Source organism: Achromobacter sp. 01N37 (genome assembly GCF_056399725.1).
On the sequence record NZ_JBFTRX010000006.1, the window covers coordinates 22,163 to 41,825 of the forward strand.

Annotated in this window: 19 protein-coding genes; 13 read left to right on the forward strand and 6 right to left on the reverse strand. The window is 65.0% G+C overall.

All coding sequences use genetic code 11. The annotated features are described in order from the left end of the window. Positions 1-32 precede the first annotated feature (32 nt). Genes nusB through ribBA form a run of 3 tightly spaced genes read right to left on the reverse strand, consistent with a single transcriptional unit; the run spans position 33 to position 2,236 of the window. On the reverse strand, positions 33-542 hold the full coding sequence (nusB, locus tag AC1DSJ_RS15665) for a transcription antitermination factor NusB (RefSeq protein ID WP_175170885.1): 510 nt from the start codon (positions 540-542) through the stop codon (positions 33-35). Next, positions 511-1,047 carry a 6,7-dimethyl-8-ribityllumazine synthase gene (gene ribH, locus AC1DSJ_RS15670; protein WP_054423123.1) on the reverse strand — a complete coding sequence of 179 codons (537 nt, stop codon included), beginning with the start codon at positions 1,045-1,047 and terminating at the stop codon, positions 511-513. Before ribH ends, nusB begins: the two co-directional genes overlap by 32 nt. A gap of 10 nt (positions 1,048-1,057) precedes the next feature. Further along, the gene (gene ribBA / locus AC1DSJ_RS15675; protein ID WP_054423124.1) at positions 1,058-2,236 is read right to left on the reverse strand and encodes a bifunctional 3,4-dihydroxy-2-butanone-4-phosphate synthase/GTP cyclohydrolase II; all 1,179 of its coding nucleotides are present in this window, start codon (positions 2,234-2,236) and stop codon (positions 1,058-1,060) included. Between the two features lie 146 nt (positions 2,237-2,382). Here ribBA and AC1DSJ_RS15680 point away from each other — a divergent pair, with 146 nt between their 5' ends. The 9 genes from AC1DSJ_RS15680 to AC1DSJ_RS15720 all read left to right on the forward strand — a co-directional run bounded on the left by AC1DSJ_RS15680 (position 2,383) and on the right by AC1DSJ_RS15720 (position 12,308). After that, positions 2,383-3,210 carry an HAD-IIB family hydrolase gene (locus AC1DSJ_RS15680; protein WP_342066263.1) on the forward strand — a complete coding sequence of 276 codons (828 nt, stop codon included), beginning with the start codon at positions 2,383-2,385 and terminating at the stop codon, positions 3,208-3,210. A 13-nt stretch (positions 3,211-3,223) separates the two neighbouring features. Beyond that, on the forward strand, positions 3,224-4,042 hold the full coding sequence (locus AC1DSJ_RS15685; RefSeq protein ID WP_441371590.1) for an IclR family transcriptional regulator: 819 nt from the start codon (positions 3,224-3,226) through the stop codon (positions 4,040-4,042). A gap of 157 nt (positions 4,043-4,199) precedes the next feature. Beyond that, positions 4,200-5,198: a phosphate/phosphite/phosphonate ABC transporter substrate-binding protein gene (gene phnD, locus AC1DSJ_RS15690; RefSeq protein ID WP_054423127.1), complete on the forward strand. Its 999-nt coding sequence runs from the start codon at positions 4,200-4,202 to the stop codon at positions 5,196-5,198. A gap of 6 nt (positions 5,199-5,204) precedes the next feature. Further along, on the forward strand, positions 5,205-5,975 hold the full coding sequence (phnC, locus tag AC1DSJ_RS15695) for a phosphonate ABC transporter ATP-binding protein (RefSeq protein ID WP_054423128.1): 771 nt from the start codon (positions 5,205-5,207) through the stop codon (positions 5,973-5,975). Next, on the forward strand, positions 5,972-6,856 hold the full coding sequence (phnE, locus tag AC1DSJ_RS15700) for a phosphonate ABC transporter, permease protein PhnE (protein WP_054423129.1): 885 nt from the start codon (positions 5,972-5,974) through the stop codon (positions 6,854-6,856). Before phnC ends, phnE (AC1DSJ_RS15700) begins: the two co-directional genes overlap by 4 nt. Beyond that, positions 6,853-7,677, forward strand: a complete 825-nt coding sequence (phnE, locus tag AC1DSJ_RS15705; RefSeq protein WP_054423130.1) for a phosphonate ABC transporter, permease protein PhnE — start codon at positions 6,853-6,855, stop codon at positions 7,675-7,677. Before phnE (AC1DSJ_RS15700) ends, phnE (AC1DSJ_RS15705) begins: the two co-directional genes overlap by 4 nt. Positions 7,678-7,944: 267 nt before the next feature. Then, on the forward strand, positions 7,945-9,603 hold the full coding sequence (locus tag AC1DSJ_RS15710; protein WP_441371591.1) for a CYTH and CHAD domain-containing protein: 1,659 nt from the start codon (positions 7,945-7,947) through the stop codon (positions 9,601-9,603). Between the two features lie 285 nt (positions 9,604-9,888). After that, entirely contained in the window at positions 9,889-10,077 is a 189-nt protein-coding gene (locus AC1DSJ_RS15715) for a hypothetical protein (RefSeq protein WP_156336542.1), read from the forward strand. A gap of 35 nt (positions 10,078-10,112) precedes the next feature. After that, positions 10,113-12,308 (forward strand): phosphocholine-specific phospholipase C, encoded by a 2,196-nt coding sequence (locus tag AC1DSJ_RS15720; protein ID WP_342066259.1) that lies wholly within the window; start codon positions 10,113-10,115, stop codon positions 12,306-12,308. A gap of 70 nt (positions 12,309-12,378) precedes the next feature. On the opposite strand, the gene ftsY is transcribed toward AC1DSJ_RS15720, so the two are convergent. Beyond that, on the reverse strand, positions 12,379-13,521 hold the full coding sequence (gene ftsY, locus AC1DSJ_RS15725) for a signal recognition particle-docking protein FtsY (RefSeq protein WP_441371592.1): 1,143 nt from the start codon (positions 13,519-13,521) through the stop codon (positions 12,379-12,381). A gap of 367 nt (positions 13,522-13,888) precedes the next feature. Between ftsY and rsmD the strand changes: the two genes are divergently transcribed. The 4 genes from rsmD to AC1DSJ_RS15745 all read left to right on the forward strand — a co-directional run bounded on the left by rsmD (position 13,889) and on the right by AC1DSJ_RS15745 (position 16,595). Next, a complete protein-coding gene (gene rsmD, locus AC1DSJ_RS15730) occupies positions 13,889-14,455 on the forward strand; it encodes a 16S rRNA (guanine(966)-N(2))-methyltransferase RsmD (protein ID WP_175170890.1) in 567 nt (188 codons plus the stop codon). A gap of 58 nt (positions 14,456-14,513) precedes the next feature. Next, positions 14,514-15,017: a pantetheine-phosphate adenylyltransferase gene (coaD, locus tag AC1DSJ_RS15735; RefSeq protein ID WP_046807920.1), complete on the forward strand. Its 504-nt coding sequence runs from the start codon at positions 14,514-14,516 to the stop codon at positions 15,015-15,017. 106 nt (positions 15,018-15,123) lie between these two features. Continuing rightward, positions 15,124-15,375: a YfhL family 4Fe-4S dicluster ferredoxin gene (locus tag AC1DSJ_RS15740; RefSeq protein ID WP_006221659.1), complete on the forward strand. Its 252-nt coding sequence runs from the start codon at positions 15,124-15,126 to the stop codon at positions 15,373-15,375. Continuing rightward, a complete protein-coding gene (locus AC1DSJ_RS15745) occupies positions 15,372-16,595 on the forward strand; it encodes a benzoate/H(+) symporter BenE family transporter (protein WP_441371593.1) in 1,224 nt (407 codons plus the stop codon). Before AC1DSJ_RS15740 ends, AC1DSJ_RS15745 begins: the two co-directional genes overlap by 4 nt. 45 nt (positions 16,596-16,640) lie before the next feature. On the opposite strand, the gene AC1DSJ_RS15750 is transcribed toward AC1DSJ_RS15745, so the two are convergent. Together AC1DSJ_RS15750 and AC1DSJ_RS15755 are read right to left on the reverse strand one after the other, a co-directional pair. Next, positions 16,641-17,051, reverse strand: coding sequence for an MOSC N-terminal beta barrel domain-containing protein (locus AC1DSJ_RS15750; protein ID WP_441371594.1), 411 nt, complete (start codon positions 17,049-17,051; stop codon positions 16,641-16,643). Further along, complete coding sequence (locus AC1DSJ_RS15755; RefSeq protein WP_476760342.1) at positions 17,048-19,546, reverse strand: AsmA family protein; 2,499 nt, start codon at positions 19,544-19,546, stop codon at positions 17,048-17,050. The genes AC1DSJ_RS15750 and AC1DSJ_RS15755 overlap by 4 nt, the downstream gene beginning before the upstream one ends. Between the last annotated feature and the right edge of the window lie 117 nt (positions 19,547-19,663).

The window sequence follows — 19,663 nt, forward strand, 5'->3', positions numbered from 1 at the left end:
CTGACCCCTTCGACAGGCGGTCAAGCCCCGGTTCAGCGCCGTTGCTGCGCCGCGGCCTGGACCTCGTTCGCACGCACGTCGGCAGCCAGTTTGTCGAGCACGCCGTTGACGAACTTGAAGCCGTCGGTGCCGCCAAACGATTTGGCCAGCTCAACCGCTTCGTTGATGGCGACCTTGTACGGCACTTCGACATGATGAATCAGTTCGAAGCTGCCGATCAGCAGGATGCCATGCTCAACGGGCGACAGCTCGGCGAGCGGGCGGTCGATGTAGGGCGTGAAACGCTCGCGCAGCGTGGGCGCTTCGCGCAGAACACCATGCAGCAAGGTCTTGAACCATTGCGCGTCGGCCTCGGAAAAATCCTCGGTGTCGCGCAAATGGGCGTCGATCTCGCCGGCGTCCTGCGTGCCTTCGCCACCGCGCAGCAGCCACGCGTACACGCCTTGCAGCGCGAATTCGCGTGCACGGCGGCGAGCGCTGCGCGCATTGGCGCGGGCTTGCGCCGCGCTATCAGCGCTTGTCGTCGTCTTCTTCGTCGTCAAAATCTTCGTCCTCGTCTTCGTCGTCTTCGTCTTCGTCTTCTTCCTCGGGTTCCAGCGCCGCCACCAGGTTGGCCATTTCAACGGCCACCTGAGCGCAATCGCGGCCCTTGCCGGCGGCGCGGGCTTGCGCCTGCTCGTCGGTGTCGACGGTCAGAACGCCGTTTGCGACGGGGATGCCGGTTTCCAGGGAGATACGGGTGATTGCCGTGGCCGTTTCATTGCTGACCACTTCAAAGTGATAGGTCTCGCCACGGATGACCGCGCCCAGTGCAATCAGGGCGTCGAATTCAAACGTTTCGGCCATGTGGGACAGGGCCACGCCCAGTTCCAGGGCGCCGGGAACGGTAGTGACCATGACGTCACGTTCGTCCACGCCCAGTTCGGCCAGTTCTTTCAGGCACGCTTCAAGTTCGGCTTGGCCGATTTCTTCATTGAAGCGGGCGCGTACGATGCCGATGTGCAGCCCTTCGCCGTTCAGGTCGGGGGTAAGGATGTAAGGGTTCATGTGTCGGCCTTCAGTGTGTTGCGGGAGTATTCTGCGGGTCGCAATCGTAACCCGTAATGGTCAGCGAGAATCCGGCCATGCTGGGCATCTTGCGCGGCCGGGCCAGCAGCCTCATTTGGCCCACGTTCAGGTCGCGCAGAATCTGGGCGCCGATGCCATAAGTGCGCAAGCCGAAGCGGTCGGTGCTGGCGGCGGCAGCAGCCTGGGCCTTCGGGTCGTTCCAGCCGGCAATCTGGCCAAACAGGTGTTCCGTGGACGATTGGCAATTCATCAGCACCAGGACGCCTGCGGGCGAAGCGGCAATGGCCTCAAGGGCCTGCGCCACGCCCCAGCTGTGCGGGCTGGCGCCGGTGTCCAGCACGTCCAGCACCGAGGCCGGCTCGTGTACGCGCACCAGCGTTTCGACGTCGGGGGTCACGTTACCATGCACCAGCGCCAAATGGGCGGAGCCGGTGGCGGCGTCTTCATAGGCCACGGCCTCGAAGGTGCCCCACGCCGTTTGCATGGGGCGCTTGCCCACGCGCTTGACGATGGATTCGTGTTCGCTGCGGTACTGGATCAGGTCGGCGATGGTGCCGATCTTCAGGTTGTGCTGGCGGGCGAATTCCACCAGGTCCGGCAAGCGGGCCATGGTGCCGTCCGGCTTCAGAATTTCGCAGATGACGGCGGCGGGCGTCAGGCCGGCCATGGCCGTCAAGTCGCAACCGGCTTCCGTGTGGCCAGCGCGCACCAGCACGCCGCCGGGCACGGCGCGCACCGGGAAGATGTGGCCGGGCTGGACCAGGTCGGACGGCTTGGCGTCGCGCGCCACCGCTACCTGAATGGTGCGGGCGCGGTCGGCGGCCGAAATGCCGGTCTCGACGCCTTCGGCGGCTTCGATCGACTGCGTGAAATTGGTGCCGTAGCGCGTGCCGTTGCGGGCCGCCATCATGGGCAATTCCAACTGGCGGCAGCGTTCTTCGGTCAGGGTCAGGCACACCAGGCCGCGGCCATGGGTGACCATGAAGTTGATGGCTTCGGGCGTGACGAATTCGGCGGCCATGACGAGGTCGCCCTCGTTTTCACGGTCTTCTTCGTCAACCAGGATGACGATGCGGCCGGCACGCAGCTCGGCGATGATCTCGGCAACCGAAGCGATGCCGAAGGATTCCGGCTCGGAGCCGGGCAAAGAGGACAACTGGACGGACATGGCGGGCACGCAAACCAGGCGGGAAAGCCCGGATTTTACCGCTCTCGGCGCCAGAATCCCTATTCGCCCGCCAGAAGGCCGCCCGGCGGGGGCATCCGGTTAAACTTTCGCCCGGAGATCCCCCTATAAATCGAAGGAAAAACCTCATGCAAGCCCTTGCGGCCATGCCCTTGACCGTTGCGGCGGCGGTTCGCGTCGTGTTGACCGATATCGACGACACGCTGACCACCGAAGGCCGCCTGCCGGCCGACGCCTACGCCGCGCTGGAGCGCCTGGAACAGGCCGGCATCCAGGTCGTGCCCATCACCGGCCGCCCGGCCGGCTGGTGCGACCATATCGCCCGCATGTGGCCGGTGCGCGCCGTGGTGGGGGAAAACGGCGCGTTCTACTACGCGTATGACCGCAACGCGCGCCGCATGACCACGCATTACTGGACGGATGCCGCGTCGCGCCAGGCCAGCCGCAAGCAATTGGACGCCATCCGCGACCGCGTGCTGGCCGAGGTGCCTGGTGCCGCGGTGGCCAGCGACCAGGACTACCGCGTGGCCGACCTGGCCATTGATTTCTGCGAAGACGTGCCTGCCCTGCCCGATTCGGCCATCAGCAAGATCGTCCAGATCTTCCACGACGCCGGGGCGCAAGCCAAAGTCAGCTCGATCCACGTGAACGGCTGGTTTGGCGACTACGACAAGCTGACCATGACCCGCACGATGTTCCAGCGCGAATTCGGCCAGGATGTCGCAAGCGCCTTGGACAGCACGCTGTTCATCGGCGATTCGCCCAATGACGAACCGATGTTCGCGTACTTCCCGATTTCGGTCGGCGTGGCCAACATCCAGGCCCAGCTGCATCGCCTGACGGACCGCCCGGCTTATGTGGCGGCGTTTCACGGCGGCGCGGGCTTTGTCGAAATGGCCAACCGGCTGCTGGCCGCGCGCCAGGCGTCGCAGCCAACCCAAGCCCAACCGGCATAAGGTCAGACACACCGTGGCCACCCCCAAGCCCTCCTCCTCTGCCGCCGCCAATGACGGCCGCCGCAGCATCCAGTCCATCGAAGTGGGCGTGCCGTTATTGTCCGCGTTGGTGGACGCCGGCAAGCCCCTGAACCTGCGCGACCTGGCCGCAGGCGCCGGCATGACGTCCGCCAAAGCCCACCCCTATCTGGTGAGTTTCATCCGCGTGGGGCTGGTGCAACAGGACGCCATTACCGGCCAGTACGAGCTCGGCCCCTTCGCCTTGCAGATGGGGCTGGTCAGCCTGCAACGGCTGGACCCGGTGCGCATCGCCATGCCCGAGATCGCCACGCTGCAATCCGAAATCGGCCACACGCTGGGCATTGCCGTGCTGGGATCGCACGGCCCCACGATGATCCACATGACCGAAGCCAGCTACCCGGTGCACGTGAACATGCGCAAAGGCACGGTGATGTCGATGCTGCACACGGCCACCGGCCTGGTGTTTGCCGCGTGGCTGCCGCCCAAGGTCAGCGAGCACTACATTGCCCGCGAAGAAGGCGACACGGCGGTCATTGCCAGCGTGCCGCCCCCGCGCAAGGCATCGCGCGCCAACATCGAGGCGCAACTGGCCGACATCCGCGTGCACGGCATGGCCCGCGCGTTGGGCAACCCGCTGCCCGGCGTGGATGCGCTGTCGGTGCCGGTGTTCGACAACACCGGCAACATCGTTCTGGCGCTGACCAGCCTGGGTCCCACCGGCCTGTTCGACGTGGCGTGGGACGGCGCCATCGCCCGGCCGCTGCTGGCCTGCGCACAAGAGATTTCGCGCAAGCTGGGCTATCGGAATTAAGACTTTCGTTCGGTTGTTCGCAAAAAAACGAACATAAAGCGAACAATTCGAACAAAAGTCGAAAACAAAGGCAGGGACTTTCCCAAGTGTGCCTGTCCCCTCTTGTGTGTTTGAATTCAGGAAATATTCAAATTCATCCCATAAGAGGAGACAAACCATGCACGCGATGCGTCTATTGCAAGCGGCCGCCCTGGCCGCATTCGCTTTTGGCGGCACGGCCGCCCAGGCCGCCGACACCTGCTCCAACCGCGGTGATCTGGACCAGATGTACTGCGACGCCAACAAGGATTTGGTGGCGGACACGCCCGCCGACGCGTCCAAGCAGAAGACCCCGTCTACCCTGGTGTTCACCTACACCCCGGTGGAAGACCCGGCGGTCTACGAAGACATCTTCAAGCCCTTCACCAAGCACCTGTCCGAATGCACGGGCAAGCGCGTCGTGTTCTATCAAGTGCAAAGCAACGCCGCCGAAATCGAAGCCATGCGCTCGGGCCGCTTGCACGTGGGCGGTTTCTCGACCGGCCCCACCGCGTTCGCCGTAAACATCGCGGGCGCCGTGCCGTTTGCCGTGAAGGGTTATGCCGACGGCTTCCAGGGCTACAACCTGATCGTCATCGTCAAGAAAGACAGCCCCTACCAGAAGCTGACCGACCTGAAGGGCAAGAAGCTCGCGCACACCGCACCGTCGTCGAACTCCGGCCACATGGCGCCCGTGGCGCTGTTCCCCAAGGAAGGCCTGACGCCGGACAAGGACTACAAGGTGGTCTTCTCGGGCAAGCACGACCAGTCCGTCATGGGCGTGAACTCGGGCGATTACGACGCCGCCGCCGTGGCCTCCGACGTGTTCAAGCGCATGGTCGAACGCGGCCAGGTCAAGGAAGCCGACTTCCGCGTGATCTACCGCAGCGAAAAATTCCCCACCTCGTCGTTCGCCTACGCGCATGACCTGGAGCCGAAGTTCCGCGACCAGATGCTCAAGTGCTTCTACGACTACCGCTTCCCCGCGGAAATGTCGAAGGCCTTTGATGGCGCCGACCGCTTCTATCCGGTGACCTATCAGAAAGACTGGGCCATCGTCCGCCAGGTGGCTGAATCGGGTGGCGAAAGCTTCAACCGCGCCGCCTACGACCGCGAATCCGCAAAGAGCAAGAAGTAATCCAGCATGACGACGTCGCTACGCATTTCCGGCCTGGTCAAGGAATACCGGGCCGGCCGGCCGGTTCTCAATGGCATCAACCTTGAAGTCGCCGGCCAAGGCCTGACCGCCATCATCGGCCCTTCCGGCACCGGCAAAAGCACGCTTCTGCGCTGCATCAACCGGCTGATCGAACCCACCCAGGGCGAGATCGTGTTGCAGTCCAAGGAAGGCACCGTGGACCTGGCCCGTGTGCGTGGCGCGTCGTTGCGCCGTGCGCGCCGGCGCATCGGCATGGTGTTCCAGGAATACAACCTGGTCGAACGCCTGACCGTCATGGAAAACCTGCTGACGGGCCGGCTGGGCTACACCTCGGCGCTCAAGGCCTGGATGCGCCGCTTCGAACCCGAAGATATCGAGCACGCCTACAAGCTGCTGGATACCGTCGGCCTGGCGGGCTTTGCCGACCAGCGCGCGGATGCCTTGTCGGGCGGACAGCGTCAGCGCGTGGGCATCGCCCGTGCGCTGATGCAGCGCCCGCAACTGCTGCTGGCAGACGAGCCGACGTCGTCGCTCGACCCGAAGACCTCGGTTGAAATCATGGAGCTGCTGTCCGTGCAGGGCAGCGCCACCGGCATTCCCGTCATCGTGAACATTCACGACGTGGAGCTTGCGCGCCGCTACGCCACCCGCATCGTCGGCATGTCCGGCGGGCATGTGGTCTATGACGGCGACGGCCATGGCCTGGACGCCACCATGCTCAAGACGATCTACGGAGGCGAGTCTTGGCTGGAATGACGCACCCTCAGGGCAACCGCCCCTTTGCCATGTCCGGGCGCGCCAAGGCGGGCCTGGTGCTGCTGCTGATCTACACCGTGTATGCCGGCGCGCAGCTGGATTTCAGCTGGGCGCGCTTTGAAACCGGCATGGGGCATGCGTCGACGTTTCTTTCGCGCATGTTCCCGCCCAATTTCGAAAAGCCCGCCACCTTGTGGAAGGGCATTGCGGAAAGCCTGGAAATTGCCGTGCTGGCATCCGTGCTGGGCATTCTGTTCGCGCTGCCGGTGGGCCTATTGGGCGCGCGCAACATGATGCCGGCCTGGGTGTCGTGGCCCGCGCGTTCGCTCGTGGCCTTGTGCCGCGCGCTGCACCCGGTCATCGTCGCCATCCTGTTCGTCAAGGCCGTGGGCTTTGGCGCGCTGGCGGGCATTCTGGCGTTGACGGTGGCGTCTATCGGCTTCATCGGCAAGCTGTTCACCGAAGCCATCGAAGAGATATCGCTCAAGCAGGTGGAAGCGGTGCGCGCAAGCGGCGCGTCGTTCGCCAACGTGATCATCTTTGGCGTGCTGCCACAGGTGTTCGCGCGCTTCATCGGCTTTGCCACCTATCAATTCGACTCCAACCTGCGCAACTCCACCATGGTGGGTATCGTGGGCGCGGGCGGGGTGGGCGGCACGCTGTTCTCGGCCTTCCAGCGCTTTGACTACGACTTCGTCAGCGCCATCCTGCTGACGCTGATCGCCATCATCATGCTGGGCGAAATCATTGCGGGCTTCGTGCGCGCCGTGTTCCTGGACAACCTGGGCTTTGACCGCATCCTGCAAGGCCGCTTTGCCGGCGCACGCGGCATCAGCGCCGGCAAACCGCCGGCGGCCCGCAAGGCGGAGGTGGAAGAATGAACACCCATGCCTCTACCTTGAACCCGGCCGGTTCGCCACGCGTGTGGCAGCGCTACAGCATGGGCCAGCGGCTGCTGCGCTTTGCGCTGTATCTGCTGGTGGTGGCCGCCATTGCGCAAGCCATTCGCGGCGTGGAAGTCATACCGGAGTTCCTGTATGACGCCCCCGAGCAGATGGCCGACCTGTTTCGCCGCATGTGGCCGATCGACTGGGCTTACTACCCGGACGGCGTGCACAACGCGCTGATCGAAACGCTGCACATCGCCACACTGGGCACCATTCTGTCCGTCTTCATGGCGGTGCCGGTGGGCCTGCTGGCGGCCAACAACCTGACGCCCAGCAAGACCATCAACATGCTGGCCCGGCTGATTCTGGTGTCCAGCCGCTCGGTCAATTCGCTGGTCTGGGCGCTGCTGTTCATCGCCATCTTCGGACCCGGCGCGCTGGCCGGCACGCTGGCCATTGCGTTCCGCTCGATCGGGTTCGTGGGCAAGCTGGTGGGCGAAGCCATCGAAGAGGCGCAGCGCGGCCCCATCGAAGCCGTGACCGCCACGGGCGCCAGCAAGGGTTCGGTGCTGTGGTACGCCTACTGGCCGCAGATTCGCCCGGCGTTCTGGTCGATTGTGCTGCTGCGCTGGGACATCAACGTGCGCGAATCCGCCGTGCTGGGGCTGGTGGGCGCAGGCGGCATCGGCATGGCGCTGGACACCGCGCTGAACCTGTTCCAGTGGGATCGTGTGGCGCTGGTGCTGGCCGCGATCTTCGTGGTGGTGGTGCTGGCCGAAATCATCATTACCCAGGCGCGTAAGCGAATCTTGTGACGCACGCTGTGGTGCGCATCCTGTAGTGCGCATCCTTTATGCGCATGCTTAGCGTCCCTGTTTAACGCTTGTCGGTTTCCCCTGACCAGCGCTCCTTGGCGCCGCCCTTGAAAAGGGGCGGCGCTTTTTTCTTGTCGCGGTTGCGGTGCAGCTTGTCCGGCGATTGCGAACACGTCTATGCTCAATGTGAACAAAATATGAACGGTCATCAAATCCCGCCCCCGGGTTGATTAAGATCTCGGCTTTTGCCGTTGGACACCCATCGCCATGTCGGAACAGGAATTGAAGCTGCACGTGCCCACGGCGTCCCGCCAGGCCGTGCTGCGCGAAATCAAGCAACGCGAAGCCACGCGCATCCGTTTGCATGCCATGTATTTCGACACGCCCGAACGCGAACTGGCGCGGGCGCGCATCGCGATCCGCTTGCGCCAGGAAGGCAGCGACTGGGTGCAGACGCTGAAGATGCCCGGCATCAACGCCATCACGCGCATTGAACTAAACCATCCCCGCCCCGGCCCCGTGCTGGACTTGTCGGTTTATGCCGGCACCGAAGTTGAAAGCGCGCTTGCCGCCATCAAAGGCGAACTAGGCCTGCGTTATGAAACCGACGTGCAGCGCCTCTTGCGCAAGGTTCGCACGCGCTACGGCACGGTGGAACTCGCGTACGACACCGGCATCCTGCGCGCGGGCGCGTTGGAACTGCCCATTTCCGAACTGGAATTCGAACTCGTGTCCGGCCGCCCCGCCGCCATCTTCGCCACCGCGCGCGGCTGGCAGCAGCGCCATAGCCTGGTGCTGGACCCGCGCAGCAAATCTGAACGCGGCGACGCGCTGGCGCAGTTGGCAGAACGCCTGGCCGACGTAGACGCCGCGCCGGGCGACGATCTGGAAACCCGCCGCGCCCAAGCCATTGCGCAATTCTGGGCGCCGCGCACGGCAAGCTCCGTCAAGCTGCGCGACGACATGACGCCGTCGCAAGCCATGGGCCGCATCGCCGCCGAATGCCTGGACCAGATCGCGCGCAACGCCTCGGTGCTGGCCGAAGTGGACACCGAAGGCGTGTACCGCGCCGGCAATTCCGAACACGTGCATCAATTGCGCGTGGGTGTGCGCCGGCTGCGTTCGGCGTGGAAACTCTTCGACGGCTGGATTGCGCCGGTGCCGGACGCGCTGCTGGAAGGCGCGCGCACGCACTTCGGCGCATTCGGCGCCAACCGCGACCAAGACGTGTTGAACGAAACCGTGGCGCCCGCGCTGATGCGCGCCGGCATGCCCGTGATTCCGATGGAAGCCCCGCCGCCTGAAGAAGATGCGCAAACCATCGCGGGCGGCAAGGGCTTTCAAGCCTGGCTGCTTGAGTTGCTGGAATGGAGCCTGGAGGTGCCGCCCGCCATGCCGGCCAACGACGGCATGACGATCGCCAACGGCACGCCCAGCGACGCCGCGCCCGAACCCGCGATCCGCCTGGAAGGCGGCGTGGCTGGGCCGAGCGTCAAGCCCACCATCATCCCGATGCTGGCGCCGGAACCCGAGCCGCAACGCTTGCACAAGCAGCTGGCGCGCCGCCTGCATCGCTGGCATAGCAAGGTGGCGGATCAAGGCACGCAATTCGCCACGCTGGACATTCCCACGCGCCACGAGCTGCGCAAGCGCGGCAAGCGGCTGCGCTACAGCCTGGCGTTCGCCGAATCGCTGCTGCCCGTCGCCAAGCTGCGCGGCTATCGCAAGCTACTGTCCAAGGTGCAGGACGTGCTGGGCGAGATCAATGATCTGGCGGTGGCGCGCGACTACTACGCGTCGTGTACGGCCACGCATCCGCAAGCCTGGTTCGCGCTGGGCTGGATCAGCGCACGCCTGGAAGAGCTGGCGGTAGAGGCGCAGAAGGCGTTCGAGGAATTGGCAAAGAGCAAGCCGTTCTGGAAGTAACCGGGGTCAGGCGCGCGGGCGCCTGCGCTACCCCATTTTCACGACAGCCGCTTGTGCGGCTTGCACCTCGACACGCATCTCGCACTGCGTTTCAAAAAAGGGGCCATAGACAGCAACGGGTCAGCTTGCTGTCAAGTTAACGACATCCGTGGCACCAATACTGGATCGCTGTCGTCCGGCCAACACGCGCCGGGCGCCTTCGTGGCCCGCAGCATCCGCCCGGCATTTGTCCTCTGTGACGGCAACGGCCCTGCGCGCCGTCAGCCCATCCACATAGACCGAACCATGGAAACCACTTCCCCCTTGCTCGCCCATGCAAGACGAGGCCTGTTGGCCTTCTGCGCCCTGTCGCTTGTGTTCACGCTGTCCGCTTGCGGCGGTGACGACAACGACTCGGACGAACCCGCTCCCCCCACGACGCCGACCACGCCCGCGCCGCCCCCCGCGGCGTGCGCCACGCATTGCGCCCCATGAGCCCGTTCATCGCAGACCCGCAGGAGACACAGCCAATGTCGTTCGACGCATCCAAACGCAAGTTCTTCAAGACCACGCTGGGGGCCACCGCCGCCGTCAGCGCCTTGTCGATGTTCCCGCCCAGCATCCGCCGCGCGCTGGCGATTGAAGCCAGCAGCCCCACCGGCACGATTCAGGACGTCAAACACGTCGTGCTGCTGATGCTGGAAAACCGTTCCTTTGACGGCTACTTCGGCACATTCCCGGGCGTGCGCGGGTTTGGTGACCGCTTCCCCATTCCGCTGGCCAACGGCAAGAACGTGTTCCACCAGACACGCAGCGACGGCACGGAAGAATTGCCTTATCACCTGGACGCAGCGCTGGGCAACGCGCAGCGCGCGGGCAGCACGCCGCACTCGTGGCCGAACTGTCAGGCCGCGTGGGACCACGGCCGTATGAACAAATGGCCCAGCGCCAAGCAGCCCCTGTCGATGGGCTATTACGAAACCGCCGAAGTGCCGTTCCACCGCGCGCTGGCCGACGCCTTCACGCTGTGCGACAACTACCACTGCTCGATGCACGCCGGCACGATCCCCAACCGCTTGTTCTTCTGGACGGGCACCAACGGCCCATCGGGCGACAACGTGTCGGTGGTGATGAATGAAATGAACGACGGCGCCGACGTCGGCCCGTCCACCGAAGGCTGGACGTGGACGACCTATGCCGACCGCCTGCAAGCCGCCGGCGTCAGCTGGAAGGTCTACCAGAACATCCCCGACAACTTCGGCTGCAACGAAATGATGAGCTTTCGGCACTGGCGCGCCGAGATCGAAAAAATGCCGGCAGACCGCCAGGTCACGAACCAGGGCGGCCCGGCCTACAACCCCGCCATCGACGATCAATTCAGCCCGCTGGCCAAGGGCTTCGGCAACACGATGCCCGACGGCGGTTTCCTGCAAAGCCTGCGCGACGACGTCGCCAACGGCACGCTGCCCGAAGTGTCGTGGATCATTCCGCCCGCTGCCTACAGCGAACACCCCGGCCCCTCCAGCCCGGCCAAGGGCGCGTGGTACATCCAGGCGGCGCTGGACGCGCTGACGCAATCGCCCGAGGTCTGGAGCAAGACCGTGTTCCTGGTCACCTACGACGAGAACGACGGCTTCTTCGACCACATGCCCACGCCGTCCGCGCCGTCACGCAACGACGACGGCACGCTCGCCGGCAAGTCGACGATGACGGACGCCGAGATGGCGTTTGAATACTTCACGTATCCGCCCGCCACGCCCAAGCAGCTGACTGCCGACGGCAAGCCCTTCGGCCCCGGCATGCGTGTGCCGATGTGGGTGATATCCCCCTGGAGCCGTGGCGGCTGGGTCAATTCGCAAGTGTTCGATCACACGTCTGCGCTGCGCTTTCTTGAGCAACGCTTCGGGGTTGTCGAACCCAACATCAGCGCGTTTCGCCGCGCCGTGTGCGGTGACCTGACGTCCACCTTGAATTTCGTGTCGCCCAACAGCGCCAGCATGCCGACCTTGCCGGGCCGCACGACAAAGACGGACGCCGACGGCCTGACCACCTGGCAGGAAGCGCAGCCCGCCATCGCGATTCCGACGCAGCAGACGCTGGCCAAGCAAGCAGAAGGCACACGCCCGTCGCGCGCACTGCCCTACGAGCTGCACACCAGCGCGCGCGAAGCGGCGCGTGAAAACCGCGTTCAATTGCTGTTCGCCAACGCCAGCACGGGCAAGACGGCTGCGGTTTTCCATGTGTACGACAAGCTGCATCTGGACCGCATCCCGCGCCGTTATGTGGTCGAGGCCGGCAAGTCGCTGGACGACGTCTGGGACGTGTCCGCCGACAGCGGCAAGTACGACTTGTGGGTGCTTGGCCCCAACGGCTATCACCGCGCCTTCACGGGCGATTTGATGCAAACGGGGGGAACGCAGCCCGAGATCCAGGTCTGCTATGTGCCTTGCGACGACCCGCAGATGCAGGTCAAGCTGCACAACAACGGCAGCGCGGCCTGCACGTTCACGGTGCAGGCCATGGCGTACCGCAACGATGGGCCGTGGACGGTCACGGTCGACGCGGGCCAGGTCGGCGAGTTGAGCTGGCCCGTCACGGACAGCGGGCAGTGGTACGACTTTGCCGTCGCCTGCAACGGCTACGCCGCCTTCCAGCGCCGCTTCGCCGGACGCATGGAGACGGGGAAAGATGCCGTCAGCGATCCGGCAATGGGAAAGGTGGAGTAAGGAATTCGCCGGCGATCAATGGATGATCTGCCGGCGATTCGTTGAGGATCAATCGGCCTTCAGTGGGCGATTAGTCTGCAAGCAGCGCCGCGGCGAATTCGTCCGCGACGAAGGGCTGAAGGTCTTCCAGGCTTTCACCCACGCCGATCCAGTACACCGGAATCGGGCGCACGCCCTGGCTGCCCGCCGCCACGGCAGCCAGCGTGCCGCCCTTGGCGGTGCCGTCCAGCTTCGTCACGACGAGGCCCGTCAGATTGATGGCCGCATCAAACGCGCGGATCTGCGCCAAGGCGTTCTGCCCGGTGTTGCCGTCCACCACCAACAGCACTTCGTGAGGCGCTGCCGCATCCGCCTTGCCGATGACGCGGCGGATCTTCTTCAGTTCTTCCATCAAGTGCAGCTGCGTGGGCAAGCGGCCGGCGGTATCCACCATGACCACGCCCATGCCGCGCGCGCGGCCCGCGTTCACCGCGTCAAACGCGACGGCGGCGGGGTCGCCGCCATCCTGCGAAATCACGCTGACGTTGTTGCGGCTGCCCCATTCCACGAGCTGCTCGCGGGCGGCAGCGCGGAAGGTATCGCCCGCGGCCAAGAGCACGCTGGCGCCCTGGCGCTGGAACGTGTGCGCAAGCTTACCGATGGAGGTCGTCTTGCCCGCGCCGTTCACGCCGGCAATCATCACCACCAGCGGTTTGCCGCTGGTCAGGTTGAAGCCGCGTTCCAGCGGTCGCAGGTGATCGGCCAGCAATTGGCGCAGCGCCGTCTTGACCTTGGCCGGGTCTTCAATGCGTTCTTTCTTGACGCGCGCACGCAGCGCGGTCAGCAGCTTCTCGGTGGCCTCCAGGCCCGCATCGGCCATAATGAGCGCCGATTCGAGTTCCTCGAACAGGTTTTCGTCGACCTTGACGCCGACGAAAATGCCGCCAATGCTTTGACCGGTGCGCGACAAGCCCTGCTTCAAGCGCGACAGCCACGACGCCTTCTTGGGCGCCTCGGCAGCGGGTTCAGGGGTTGGGGTTGGAGCTGGGGCTGGGGCTGGGGCTGGGACGACTGCGGCGGGTACCGGTGCAGGTGCGGCAACGACAGGCGGCGACGTCACAATCGGGGCGGGCGCGGCAGGTACAGGCGCCGGAGCCGCGACTGGCGCAGCGGCACGTACCGGCTCGAAAGCCGGTGCGGGCGGTGCTGCCGGGGTAGCTGGCGCAGGCGACATTGCCGGGGCCACCGGCGGCGTGGCCACGGCGGGAGCGGCAACCGGTGCAGGCGCGATGGGCGCGGCTACCGGCGACGAAACCGGCGGTGAAACCGGAGCAGGGGTTGGCGTGGGGGTTGCCGTCGGCGCGGCAGTCGGAGCAGAAACTGGCGCGGCAATCGGGGCAGCAACTGGCGCAGAAGCCGGAGCAAAAGCCGGCGCAGGAATCGGATCGGCGGCAGGAACGGGAGCCGGTGCCGGCGCAGGAATCACCGGCGCGGCGGCGGGTGCTACGGGCGCGACAACGGCGTCCACGACCTCTGGCGGCGGCGCGGGCTGGACCGGCGCGGCGGGCGGAGGGGATTTTTTCTTGAAGAAGCGGCTAAACATGGGTAACAAGTATATTCGTATCGTCGGCGGCCAATACAGGCGCACCCCCATCGTCGTGCCCGACGTGGAGACGCTGCGCCCCACGCCCGACCGGGTGCGCGAGACGCTGTTCAACTGGTTGAATCATCTGTGGGCCGGCGAATTCGCCGACAAACAGGTACTGGATCTGTTCGCCGGCAGCGGCGCCCTGGGTTTCGAGGCGGCGTCACGCGGCGTGGCGCATGTGCAGATGGTCGAGCGGGACAAGACCGCCGCGTCCGCGCTGCGGACACTGCGCGACAAGCTCAAAGCCGACATGATACGCATCCATGTGGGCGACGCGATGCAGGTCGCCGAACGGATGGATGCGTCCCGATTTGACCTCATCCTGTTGGACCCGCCCTTCGGACAGGGCTGGCTGCCGCGCCTGTGGCCGATCCTGCCGGGTATTCTCAGCGAGCATGGGCTAGTCTACGTCGAGGCGGAAACCCCCATCGAAGCCCCCGAAGGATTTCAGATCTTGCGGCAGGACAAGGCAGGCGCGGTGCACTACCACCTGCTGGAATTTGCTGCATTGCGCAAATAGATCAATAATCCGAGCTTCGGAGGATGGTGTACACCACTAATAACGGTACGGAGCTCGCATGATCATCGCTGTATATCCCGGCACTTTTGACCCGCTGACCCGGGGCCACGAAGACTTGGTCCGCCGTGCGGCCACGCTTTTCGACAAGGTCGTTGTGGGCATCGCCCACAGCCGCAACAAGAAGCCTTTCTTCAGCATCGACGAGCGCGTGGAAATCGCCCGCGAAGTGCTGGGCCACTATCCCAACGTGGAAGTGCAAAGCTTCGGCGGTCTGTTGAAGGATTTCGTCCGCGACCAGAACGGGCGCGTCATCGTGCGCGGCCTGCGCGCCGTGTCCGACTTTGAATATGAATTCCAGATGGCCGGCATGAACCGCCATCTGCTGCCCGACGTTGAAACCCTGTTCATGACGCCGTCGGACCAATACCAATTCATCTCGGGCACCATCGTGCGCGAAATCGCCCAGCTGGGCGGCGACGTCAGCAAGTTCGTGTTCCCGTCCGTGGAACGCTGGTTGCAGGAAAAGGCCAAGGAACGCCGCGAGCAGTCCTGGCCGGGCTGACCCGCCCGCGTGGCACCATCCTTGAAGGGCGCTCAATGCGCCCTTCTTGCGTTTTGCGGCCCGGCAGTACAATCAAGCCGCCTCTGGCTTAACCCTGCTGCCCATCATGGCCCTGCTCATCACCGAAGAATGTATCAATTGCGACGTTTGCGAGCCCCAGTGCCCGAACGACGCAATTTCCATGGGCGATGACTATTACGTCATTGATCCCGACAAATGCACGGAGTGCGTCGGCCATCACGACGAACCCCAGTGCAAGGTGGTGTGTCCGGTGGAGTGCATTGAACTGCACCCGCAATGGAACGAAGGCCAGGAACAGCTCATGGCCAAGTACCGCCGCCTGACCGGTGCCGCATGAGCGACGTCACACAGACAGGCATCAACCTTCCCCCCGCTTCCCACCACGCCCGCCGCGACATCTCCGCGTCGGCGATCGCGGCTGGCCTCGTGGCCGTGCTGGTCAGCTTTGGCGGCACCGCCGTGCTGATGGTGCAAGCCGGCCACGCGGCCGGGCTGGACGCGGCGCGCATCGGCTCCTGGATTGGCTCGCTGAGTCTCGTGCTGGGGCTGGGCGGCGCGTTCTACAGCCTGCGCACGGGTCTGCCGATTGTCATGGCGTGGTCCACACCCGGCGCGGCCTTGCTGGTGACGGCGCTGGCGGGCGTACCCTTCAATGAAGCCATCGGCGCGTTCGTGCTGGCGGCCGGGCTGACGCTGGCCTGTGGCCTGTTCGGCTGGATCGACCCCATCTTGCGCCGCATCCCCGGCGAAGTCGCCGCCGCGATGCTGGCTGGCGTGCTGCTCAATTTCGGCATGGGTATCTTCACCAACATCAGCAAGCAACCGGCGCTGGTGCTGACGATGTGCGCCGCCTACCTGCTGTGCCGGCGCTGGGCGCCGCGCTACGCGGTGCTGGTGGTGATGGCGGTGGCCGTCGCCCTGGCGTTCGCGCTTGACCTGATGCAGCTGAATCTGCTGGACTGGCGGCTTACTGAATTCGTCTGGACCACGCCCGCCTTCAGCGCGCAGGCTGCGGTCAGCTTGGGAATTCCCTTGTTTGTGGTGGCCATGGCGTCGCAAAACCTGCCCGGCCTGGCCATCCTGCAAGCGGCGGGCTATCGCCCCCCTGCGTCGCGTTTGGTGGCCGCCACGGGCCTCTTGGGCTTGCTGGCCGCCCCGTTTGGCGCGCACAGCGTGACGATGGGCGCCATCAGCGCCGCCATCTGCACCGGCCCCGAAGCGCATCCCGACCCCGGCAAACGCTATATCGCCGCCGCCACGTATGGGCTGGGCTATGTGGGCCTGAGCCTTGTCGCGGGTGCGGTCGCCGTCTTCTTCCAGGCCTTGCCTGCCGCGCTGCTGGCGGCGCTGGCGGGCCTGGCCTTGCTGGGCACCATCATGGGCGGCATGGCCGCCGCCATGGCCAACCCGCAACGGCGCGAAGCCGCGCTCATCACCTTGCTGGCGACGGCGTCGGGGTTCAGTTTCTGGGGAATCGGGTCGGCCTTCTGGGGCCTGGCGGCGGGCCTGCTGGCGCACACCGCATTCGAATACAAGCGGGCGCGCGCCGGCGCATAAACCGCCCCGCCGGCCGCTAGGAAAGCGTCGAGCGCTTCAAAGGAATCACGCCGGCCAGGCGGCCACGGGCGTATCCGGGTGCACTTTCATGATGCGGCAAGGCACCTGCACAAAATTTGAAATCCACGCGGCGGCAAGTTCGCCTTCGTCAACGACGTCAATCGTCTGCTCGCCCACCTTCATGCTGTAGCGCACGCTGTCGTCGTCTTCGATGACGTCCAGCGGAATATCCATGCGCAGCATGCCCGGCGCCTTCAGCACCAGATAGCCCAGGCGCAGCTCCACCGACACGTCGGCAAGCTTGGGACACAGTTCGCGGTTCAGCCATTGGCCGGAATCGTTGGCCACCAGCCATTGACGGTGATAGGCGGCCGCATTGGGTTGCGGCGTGACGCCGCATTCCGCGATGGGCTGGAAATCGGACGGAACGTCGCACGGGAGGGAATCGGTGCTCATCGGCCCAGCAGACCCTTCAGCGCCTTGTCCACCGCCGCGCCGTTCTTGCCCTTGCCGGTGACGGCTTCGCGCAGCTTGTTCTCCAGGCTGCGCTTGAGGATGCCGCCGATGGCGTCTTTCCACAGCAGCGTGTAGGTGGGCTTGTCGAACGGGCCTTTGAGGTGCACGGGGATGGTCACGTCCTTCAGGTCGATCAGCTCTTTGCCTTCGTCGGTCGCGGCCGGATTGACGACGCGCGCGCGCGCCACCAGGTCCAGCTCATTCTTCACGAAGTCGATGGTGGCCGGATCGCCTTGGGTCACGCGCAGCAACGGCGACACGACGTTCAAGCGCTTGACCGTCGCCACGCCCTTGGTGAAGGCCAGGTCCGCGTCCATCTCCGAGAATTCGGTCTGCTTGCTGGTGTCGGCCGGCACTGTTTCGTTCTGCGATTCTGCCGTGAAAGCGGCCTTCAGCTCGCGCAGCGTCTGCGTCAGGTTGATGCCCTTGACCGCGCCATCGCGCAGGCGCACTTGCACCGTGCCGCCCAGCCCGCTCTTCATGGCGTAGGCGTTGGCGCCCGCGGTCTTCAGGTCCAGCGCCAGGCTGCCGGTGCCGCTCAGCACGTTTTGCTTGGCCAGGTCCATCAGCAAGGGCTCAATGGAAATACCCGCCAGCGACATCTTCGTGGCCAGCTGATTGCCTTGCGCAGCGTCCACCGACAACGCACCCGCCAGCTTGCCGCCGTACAGGCCGGCGGTAAGGCTGGAGATATCGAGCTTGCCCTTGTCCAGTTTGACCRCAGCCGCCACGTCGTCGGCCTTCAGGCCGCGCATGACGAGCTTGCCCACCTTCAAGGTGCCGTTGACGCTGGGGCCAACCAGTGCCGACAGATCAATCGTGTCGTCTGCGGGTGCGGCGGGCGCGGGCGGTTGCGCCGGCTTGGAATCGTCCTTCTTGCCATCAGCGGGCGGCTTGGGCGGCGCAGCCACAACGGGCGGCACCAGCTTGTCCAGATCCAGCGTGTCCACGGCCAACGCAAAGTTCACGGCGGGCGAGGTGGACAGCTTGGTGATGTCGGCGCTCAGGTCGAACTTGCCGCCTTCGAGCACGGCGTTGATCTTGCTGGTGGCCTGATCTTTCAGCAGGTCCACGTTCAAGCTGCCGATCACCGGAATCTGCAGGCTGCCCTTGGGCAGGCCGGGGTCGGTGATGTTGACGTCACCGCGCAGCGCCGACAGGCCGCCGCTACGTTGCAGCAGGTTCAAGGTCAGAGGCGACGCAAAGTTCAGCTTGACCACGCGGTCGCCATTCTTGGACGTGCTGTCCACCTTGGCTTCTTTGATGTCCAGCTCGGCGGCGTTGCCGCTGATGCCGTTCAAACCAAAGCTGGCGTCCAGGCCGCTGACGCGCACGCGGCCGGTCAGGGCTTCGCCAGTCGCCGACGCTGGCGAAATATTCAGCGCAGGCGCATCCACCGCCAGCTCAAACGGACCATCCGCCGAACCGCCCTTGGCGCGAATGGCCAGCTTTTCAATCTGCAATTGACTCTTGTGCGGGTCGATTGCCAGCTTCGGCATCGCCACGCTGGCTTCGACGCCGGTGGCGCGCGCGGCGGGGTCGGTGATATCGCCCTGGAAAACCACTTCCAGGCCGGCCACATCCAGCGCCGATTTCTGGCCATTGAAAGCCAGGTTGCCACGCACCGCCAGACTCTTGGCCTCGGCGCCAGGCAACTTGCCGTCCATGCGCAAATCCAGCTTCTGGGCGGCGTAGCGCTTGGCGGACGGGTCCAGCGTCAGCAGGGCCTGCCCGGTCAGGTTGGCGTCCACACGCGGGTTGCCGCCTTCAACGCGCGCCGTCAGGCGCACATCGAACGGCTGGTTGAACGTGACGCGGCCGGTATTGGCGTTGATCTTCGTGACCGCCACGGCCATGCCCGAAATCTCATCCTGCAACTGCACTTCGCCGTCTTTCAAGTCCAGCCCGGCGATGTCGATCTGCATGTTGTTGCGCGACGCGGGCAAGGTGCCGCTGGTGATGGCTTGGGCCGCGGTCTGGGCGGCGCCTACCAGCGCTTCGGCGGGGTTGGACGGCGCCGTCGTGGTGGCGGACGCGCCGCCCACGAGGTTGCTGAAGTTGAACTGGCCGTCTTTGCCGCGCACCACACGCGCCTTGAAGCCGCTGATGGCCACGTGGTCCACCACGAAGCTGTTCGACAGCAGCGGCCACACGGCCACCGCCAGGCGGGTGCTTTCAATGGACGCGAAGGTGTCGGGGCTATTGGGCTCGGACAGGGACACGCCCTGCACCGACAGACCAATGCGCGGGAAGAGCGAAAGCTCGATCTCGCCATCGATCGTGAGTGTGCGGTGATAGCGTTCCTGCACAAGCTCTTCGAGCTTGTACTTGTACGCGTTGGGGTCGAACGTCAGCAAGAAGATGGCCAGGCCAACGACGGCCACGACAACCAACACCACCAGGCCTATCAAAATGCGCTTGAACCACGTTTTCATTGCCGCCCCGTCGGTACCTCGACTGGAAATCCTTGAATGCCGCCCACCGCGCCAAGCGCGGGGGTGGTGCTGTAGCGGTGGAAAGCCACACGCCAATTGGAGCTATCTGCCTTTTAG

Excerpts from the sequence above, each read along its gene's own strand:
- ribH (WP_054423123.1), bottom strand. The coding sequence starts at position 1,047 with ATGAACCCTTACATCCTTACCCCCGACCTGAACGGCGAAGGGCTGCAC.
- ribBA (WP_054423124.1), bottom strand. The coding sequence starts at position 2,236 with ATGTCCGTCCAGTTGTCCTCTTTGCCCGGCTCCGAGCCGGAATCCTTC.
- AC1DSJ_RS15680 (WP_342066263.1), top strand. The coding sequence starts at position 2,383 with ATGCAAGCCCTTGCGGCCATGCCCTTGACCGTTGCGGCGGCGGTTCGC.
- phnD (WP_054423127.1), top strand. The coding sequence starts at position 4,200 with ATGCACGCGATGCGTCTATTGCAAGCGGCCGCCCTGGCCGCATTCGCT.
- phnC (WP_054423128.1), top strand. The coding sequence starts at position 5,205 with ATGACGACGTCGCTACGCATTTCCGGCCTGGTCAAGGAATACCGGGCC.
- phnE (WP_054423129.1), top strand. The coding sequence starts at position 5,972 with ATGACGCACCCTCAGGGCAACCGCCCCTTTGCCATGTCCGGGCGCGCC.
- phnE (WP_054423130.1), top strand. The coding sequence starts at position 6,853 with ATGAACACCCATGCCTCTACCTTGAACCCGGCCGGTTCGCCACGCGTG.
- AC1DSJ_RS15710 (WP_441371591.1), top strand. The coding sequence starts at position 7,945 with ATGTCGGAACAGGAATTGAAGCTGCACGTGCCCACGGCGTCCCGCCAG.
- AC1DSJ_RS15715 (WP_156336542.1), top strand. The coding sequence starts at position 9,889 with ATGGAAACCACTTCCCCCTTGCTCGCCCATGCAAGACGAGGCCTGTTG.
- AC1DSJ_RS15720 (WP_342066259.1), top strand. The coding sequence starts at position 10,113 with ATGTCGTTCGACGCATCCAAACGCAAGTTCTTCAAGACCACGCTGGGG.
- ftsY (WP_441371592.1), bottom strand. The coding sequence starts at position 13,521 with ATGTCGCCTGCGCCAGCTACCCCGGCAGCACCGCCCGCACCGGCTTTC.
- rsmD (WP_175170890.1), top strand. The coding sequence starts at position 13,889 with ATGGGTAACAAGTATATTCGTATCGTCGGCGGCCAATACAGGCGCACC.
- coaD (WP_046807920.1), top strand. The coding sequence starts at position 14,514 with ATGATCATCGCTGTATATCCCGGCACTTTTGACCCGCTGACCCGGGGC.
- AC1DSJ_RS15740 (WP_006221659.1), top strand. The coding sequence starts at position 15,124 with ATGGCCCTGCTCATCACCGAAGAATGTATCAATTGCGACGTTTGCGAG.
- AC1DSJ_RS15745 (WP_441371593.1), top strand. The coding sequence starts at position 15,372 with ATGAGCGACGTCACACAGACAGGCATCAACCTTCCCCCCGCTTCCCAC.
- AC1DSJ_RS15750 (WP_441371594.1), bottom strand. The coding sequence starts at position 17,051 with ATGAGCACCGATTCCCTCCCGTGCGACGTTCCGTCCGATTTCCAGCCC.